The 6,414-nt window shown below is 59.5% G+C and carries 4 protein-coding genes and 1 pseudogene; 3 read left to right on the top strand and 2 right to left on the bottom strand.

The genetic code is table 11. The features are described 5' to 3' along the window. Positions 1–282 precede the first annotated feature (282 nt). Positions 283–2,166: an ATP-dependent nuclease gene (locus DTO57_RS08930; protein WP_114117837.1), complete on the bottom strand. Its 1,884-nt coding sequence runs from the start codon at positions 2,164–2,166 to the stop codon at positions 283–285. A gap of 228 nt (positions 2,167–2,394) precedes the next feature. Next, positions 2,395–3,743: pseudogene (locus DTO57_RS08925) on the bottom strand (ISL3 family transposase). A gap of 136 nt (positions 3,744–3,879) precedes the next feature. Here DTO57_RS08925 and DTO57_RS14375 point away from each other — a divergent pair. From DTO57_RS14375 to DTO57_RS08915, 3 genes are all read left to right on the top strand, one after another. Next, the gene (locus DTO57_RS14375; RefSeq protein WP_162785720.1) at positions 3,880–4,851 is read left to right on the top strand and encodes a hypothetical protein; all 972 of its coding nucleotides are present in this window, start codon (positions 3,880–3,882) and stop codon (positions 4,849–4,851) included. A 517-nt stretch (positions 4,852–5,368) separates the two neighbouring features. After that, positions 5,369–5,905, top strand: a complete 537-nt coding sequence (locus DTO57_RS08920; RefSeq protein WP_162785719.1) for a substrate-binding domain-containing protein — start codon at positions 5,369–5,371, stop codon at positions 5,903–5,905. A 9-nt stretch (positions 5,906–5,914) separates the two neighbouring features. Next, entirely contained in the window at positions 5,915–6,265 is a 351-nt protein-coding gene (locus DTO57_RS08915; protein ID WP_114117835.1) for a Fe-S protein, read from the top strand. Positions 6,266–6,414: the final 149 nt, after the last annotated feature.

The following is a 6,414-nucleotide window of genomic DNA, read 5'->3' as shown; positions in this document are numbered from 1 at the left end:
TCTTTCGGATGGGCGAGTGTAGGAACTTCCATCTTCGGAAGACCTCGACCTCATTGCGGCGACCGCCACGCCGCCCGCGCATCCAGCCTCGCGCTACACCCTCAAACGCGAAGAGCCGCAAAACAGCCGATCGCGGGCGGGCGGGCGAAGACATCAATGAGACGTCTCGTAACCCTAGGGATTCAAGACATTGAGATGCCGCGATCTCCCGACGACTCGCAGAGGACACCGGCAAACGATATACACAAGACTTGTCACCAAATCCTGCATCAGACCCGGGTGTTACGCCCTCACCTGAACCGCTTGGAGCACAGCTTGAAATACGGGCGGGACTGGTCCCTCAGAACGAAGGGTCACAGTACGGTAGGCTTCCTGGTTCTTTCGTGCAGAAATCCCTGTGGAAGTTTCCAGCTCCTGCAGCGATGCTGTCCACGAGGGCCAGTTTTTATGCAGGTGGTCTTCAAGGTGGTCTTCCAAGATCGCTACCTGATTGCCGACTTTCTCCATCGGGAAATCCGCTTCTGGGTATCCAAAGTAGCGTAGGAGTTTTCTGTTCGAACTGATGTGTCCTTTTCGCTCCTCTTCAATCTTTTCGCTGGACTTTCCTGCGGAGCTTGCACGATCCTCAAAACCTAAGTCTGCATCAAACATGGCGTATACGGGAACTCCGAGCGTGCTGAGTATTGCGTGAGCCAAGGGGATGTTCATTTTCCCGGACACTGGAACGATGGAAATGCCGGCAGCTTCCAGGCTCCCTACGCCCTCGCGGTCTCCGAGACCGTAGAATACGGCGCACTCTGTTGTACCCTCGACGAGAAATACGCGATCGGCGAAGACCGCAATCGAAAGCTGATTCGAGATGGTGCCATCGAGTTGGCTTTCCACTGAGCTCGGCTTGATTATGCCGTTCAGGCGTGACTTGACTTCCTCCAGCGTGGCGGCGTGAATTGATACCTCAGGCTGTATGTCGCTGGATCGGGTTAGGCGACGCACCTGGTGGAACTTCTGCGCCTCAATAAAATATGGGCTGTGCGTGGCGTACATTACCTGGATCTGATTTGATTCGTCTTCTGTCAGTGTTCGAAGCACTTTAGCGAAAGCCTGGGCTTGGATTGGATGTTGGTATAGCTCCGGCTCCTCGATGGCGAGGCAGATCGCTCCTTCATCGCCGGCGGTTCCGGACTGCGCGAGCATCTGGAGCGCCGATATAAGAAGCGTGCGCTGAAAGCCGTGACCTTGGCGATCGATACTGGTTTCCGTCTCGCCGTCAACGATTGACAGTTGGAAGGTTGTTCGCGGAGCTTTAAGTTCTACGTCGGCTGGTCTTACAGAGACGGAGCGTCCAGGCGTATAACCTTTTACAACCCTGTTGAGCTCATTAGTGATTTTGCCAAGCTGTTCTCCGAATGCCCGATCATAGATAGCCTGCTGCTCGGCGCGGCTGCTCTCAACGATTTCTGCGACTTCTGCGTCGACAGTAGAGCGATCAATGGACCGCTCCAGAATCCTCCCAATCACGGTCGACTTCGCGTCTTGGGCCTCTTCGCTTGCGCGGAGGTCTGCGGTGACGAGTACAAAATCGAATAGGCCACTCATTTTCGAGTTGCTGTTAAACCCGAAGAAGTTTGTTTGAACCTCAGGAACGTTCTCGAGCTGATCGGGATGAGTTGACTCCCATGTCGTCATCGCATCATCGACCGCGGTCCCTGTGTTAGCAGATGGTAGGTCAAGTTCAGGGGAAGAGGCGCGGAGCTTCTTGTATGCGTCCCTCTTCGCAGTTGCGTTGGGAGTGTTGCGTATTTCGGTGAACGGTGCGTATCCCTTCGCGTTCGCGGAAAGCGTCTCGACCCCGTCAGGAGTGCGGGTCTTCCACGCGGTGAAGGTTTCCATATCCGTTGTGACATACTTTCCCAGAGCCTGCCGGTCGGTGGCTGTCAGTTCGGTAAAGACGACACGTACTTCGATCGCTGTATTGACTGCGCCGTACGAGCAGTCCTCTTCACTGAGGGACCCCGCCTTCGCCCCGTTGAAGAACCAATCTAGTGCTCGAAGGACAGTAGACTTCCCGGCGCCGTTGGGGCCGATGAACGTGGTGATGTCATCGAAGTCGATCTCAACATCCTTGAGGGATCGGAAGTTCTTGATGGTTACGTTTTTTATCTTCATCGCGCCTTATTATGGCGTAGCGCTAGACTTTTTGACTACGGCACGGGCCTGTGGCATCTGACCTGGATCGTGTCACTTTGGCGTGATTTAGTGCGTTGGGGCCTCGTGTTCGTTGATTTTCCGCGGGAGTTGGTGTGTGCGTTACGCACTAACAGCGTGGTCTCTATTCTGGGCCTTGACCCTCGATCGTGGACACGGTGTCGGTCCGGTTATGCGGCTCTTCTGGCTTCAGGTGGGGGTGACGGGGTCGAGGCCGCCGGCGACCAGGAGCATTCGGAGTCGGTAGTTGTCGTAGTTGGTGAAGCCGCGGGCAACGCGGCGGGCGAGTTCGATGAGGCCGTTCACGGCCTCGGTACCACCGTTGGATGATCTGTTCGTGGTCCAGTAGGCCAGGAACGCGGTCCGCCACTGGGTCAGGGTGCGGCCCAGGCGTGCGCTCTCGGGGATCGGGCAGGACGGGACCGAGTCGAGGGCGTGCTCGGCGAGCTGGCGCCCCTCGGCGAGGTCAGCGTGCCGGTAGGCGTCGCGGAGCTGCTGTGCGCACTGCCAGGCGACTTCGACCTCGACGTGTTCCTCTCTCACCGCGAACGCGTCCGCGAGTCGCTGCTTCTGCCGATCGGTGAGGTTCTCCCGTCCGGCGCGGAGGATGTTGCGGATCCCGTAGAGCGGGTCGCCTCGTCGTCCCCGGCGTTCGAGGGTGTTCTGTTGGGCGCGGCGGACCTCGTCCACGGCCTGCGTGCCGAGCTTGACGACGTGGAACACGTCCAGCACCGCGGTAGCGTCGTCGAGTTCGTCATCGAGTGCCTTTTTGTAGCCGGCGAACGGGGCCAATGTCGCGATCTGCACTGCGTCGCGGAACTGCTGACCGCGTTGTTGCAGCCAGTCGGCGTAGGCCTTCGCTGAGCGACCCGGCACCAGATCAAGCAGGCGCGCTCTCACTCGCCCTGACGCGTCGCGGGTCAGATCGACCATCCCGGTCAGCTCCTTCGGGCCCCGCCCGCCGTCTTCGACGGGCTTGGTGGAGACGTGATGCCAGAGGTGCTCATCGACGCCGAGGGTGCTCACACCCTGGAAGCGAGACTCGTCCGCCGCCCGCTTTTCCAGCACCGGCTTGACGTGCCGCCACAGGGTCTTCCACGACACCCCGAGCTGCCGGGCGATGCCCTGCACCGACGCGTTCTCCCGCCGCATCTGACCCACCGCCCACGAGATGGTTCGGGCCGTGAGCTGCGCACGGGTGCGGCAACAATCGCGTCTTGCTCGGTGAACGACTTCCGCGCGCACGCGTCATCGACGCACCGGAACCGGCGCTTGCGCCACCGGATACGCACCGGGACGGCGCCCATCGGCGCGTCGATCAACGTGAGCGTCTTGCGTCCGCGGGACTCAGCGACCTGCCCGCACCTCACACACCCGGCAACATCCGGCGGGGACTCGGCATCGATCATGAGCACCCCGTCACCGCAGCGCTCGACACCGGTAACGTGCAGCCCGCCGAGACCAGCGAGAAGATCGCAACGATCGCAATAGACAGCAGGAGATGGGCACGCAGCGGCGCACCCCGTAACATCAGACACGGGTCGAGGTCTCCGAACGGACAGGAAGCTTGGTCGCTACCAATCCTCGGGGCCTCGACTCACCTCACGCCGTCACACCACCGCCCGGCGCGTCGCCCCAGCCCCCCACCTGAAGTCAGGAGAGCCAGTTTAACCTATGAATAATCTGTTTATCGGATTTTCTGGACCTGTTGGATATAACTATAACAAGGGTGATCGGGCGGTGCGGCCTGAAGCTCCTAATGCCATTTTGGAAGACGTCATAGGGCTGTTGATTTGCTACGACAATCTATATTTTCTAAGTCGCGACTTCTGTCCGCGGGACATGTGGGATCTGCCTTACGTGAAATTCCTATCTGATGACAGTTCGTATCTTGATCGCGCAATAATCGCCTACGGACAAGGGGTCGAAATTCGGAATGAATTCGGTCGCATAGGGTGGGGTGATATCAGTGGGAAGTGGGCGGGTATTGTCAACAAAATGACGGGCGGAGACCTCTCGTACATTGATAACCATGCTGTGGGAGTGAAGCATGTCGAAGGGTTTCCGGGAGCAAATGGAAACTCGGCAGATGGTGACAATATTCTTTTCGATAAATTGATCGCCGAGTCGCTCGAGATTAAAAACCTGGATATCCTGACAAACACCATTGCTGCAGAGGCGGCGCACAAAAAAATTGATCCGAAGTTGACGGAGAATAAATTCTCCGACTGGCATGTTGGCGTAACGGGTGCGCTTGCGTCCTTAAAGGTGAGGAACTCTCTTGGAGTGGAGGGTGGATACGACGAGCGAATCGAAGAATTGAGGGGTGATTCGCATGTCAAAGAATTTCGCAAGTATATAAAGCAAGAAGTTGATGAAAATGTTGACGTTCAGGCTAAAGCTAAAGAAATTTCACTACATGCCCAAGAAATTGCAAACGAAGCGTTCTTGAAAAGCCGAAAGAAAACTCCTATCTACGAGACTGTAGGAAAAGCATCAATTGGTCTTTTAGGGAACATGATTGTCCCGGGCGTGGGAAGTCTTGTTTCCGGTAGTATAAAAGTTCGGGAAAGTTATGAAAAGTTTCTAACTAAGAGGAACACTGCCTGGGCATCGTTCGTAATCAACTTGGGCCGTAGTTCTTAGGAATTTCAACTCAATCGCTATGCCGGCTCTTCGGACATTCGGTGGGGTGAGGGTGGCCGCGTGATTGGCGCGTAGGGGTCGAGGTCCCCGAGGATCAGAAGCGCTAACCACCTGATCCACCACGAGGACCTCGACGTGCTTCACCCAAATTCGGGATGTGCTGACGCGCGCGCCGCTTCCTGCCCGTGTCCCCGCTGCGAGCTGCTGCTGGACCTCGACGGTGTCCACGTCGAGCACGTCGGCCGTCGTGACGGGCTGCTGATCGTGACGGTCTCGAGCCTGGTCGCGCCGACGGGGTGCCCGGCGCGAGCCGGGTGCGGGTCGTGTGGCGGCAGAGGGTCTGGCGGTGTGGCGACGAGCAGTGCGCGCGGAAGACGTTCGTGGAGCAGATCCCGTCCCTGGTCGCTCGGCGCGGGTCAATCACCCAGCGCGCTGTCTCTGGGCGGTCGGGCAGCTTCGCCGTGAGCACGCCACGATCCACGGGCTGGCCCGTCAGCTGGGGACATCGTGGAAGACCGTGTGGCGGGCCGTCGAACCCGAGCTTGTGAAGCTCGCCGCGGACGAGTCCCGCTTCGATGGCGTCACGGGCGATCTCACGTTTCCGTCTGCCGTCTCACGGCGGGCCACCTATCTCGCGACGTTCGAGCGACTCGGGCTCGAGTCGCTGGGCGGCGTTCCCGGCAGCTGGGCCGCCGCCTCGGGCTTCGACGCGGTCGCCGCCCTCCCCGACGACACCCCGCCCTTCGCCCTCATCGCCGCGAACGACATCGTCGCCACCGGCGCTCTTCGCGCAGCCCTCGTCCGGGGCTGGTCGGTACCGGGCCACATGAGCCTGACGGGCTGGGACGACAACGAGCAGAGCGCCTACCTCGTGCCCTCGCTCACGAGCGTCGTGCTCGACCGCGAGGAGCTCGACAAGAACTCGATGCGCCGGCTCATCGCCGCGGTCCGCGGGGAGAGCCCGCCCGCACCCGCGACAGGGCTGCAACGCGTCATCTGGCGCGAGTCGATCGGGGCACCGAGCGGCGTAGCAGACCTGGGATTTTCTACGTAAAGTAGAAGTATGTCCACCCTGCACACAATCGTTGTTATCGTCCACCTGATTGGCTTCGCCACTCTCTTCGGAGGGTGGGTCGTCGAGGCATTCAGCCAGCGTGGCATCACCAAGGTCATGCAGTGGGGCCTCGTGATCGCGCTCGTCGCGGGCCTCGCGCTCTCGGCACCGTGGGATCTCGGCTACGAGCCCAACTACATGAAGATCGGCGTCAAGCTGCTCGTCGTCATCGTCATCGGCGCCCTGCTCGGCATCGGCGGCGCCCGCCAGAAGCGCAACGGATCGGTGCCCGCCGGCCTCTTCTGGCCGATCGGTATTCTCACCGTGCTCAACGTGTGCCTCGCACTGCTGTGGCATTGATTACCACATAGCCGATTCACTGAGCGTTCTGCTCAGCATTGGATGCACAGGGAGCCCGCCGAACCGGCCCATACACCCGGTTCGCGCGGGCTCCCTGTGCATTTTGCTTAACCGTCAGGTATCGTTTAACGGTACGCACCGGCAGCCGC

It is taken from the genome of Microbacterium sorbitolivorans, from assembly GCF_003327285.1.
Taxonomy (GTDB): domain Bacteria; phylum Actinomycetota; class Actinomycetes; order Actinomycetales; family Microbacteriaceae; genus Microbacterium; species Microbacterium sorbitolivorans.
Note: the sequence above shows the minus strand (reverse complement) of the source record. Positions and strands in the feature narration are given on the sequence as shown.

Bases quoted from the DNA above. Each gene is read 5' to 3' on its own strand.
- DTO57_RS08915 (WP_114117835.1), top strand. From the start codon at position 5,915: ATGTCCACCCTGCACACAATCGTTGTTATCGTCCACCTGATTGGCTTC.
- DTO57_RS14375 (WP_162785720.1), top strand. From the start codon at position 3,880: ATGAATAATCTGTTTATCGGATTTTCTGGACCTGTTGGATATAACTAT.
- DTO57_RS08930 (WP_114117837.1), bottom strand. From the start codon at position 2,166: ATGAAGATAAAAAACGTAACCATCAAGAACTTCCGATCCCTCAAGGAT.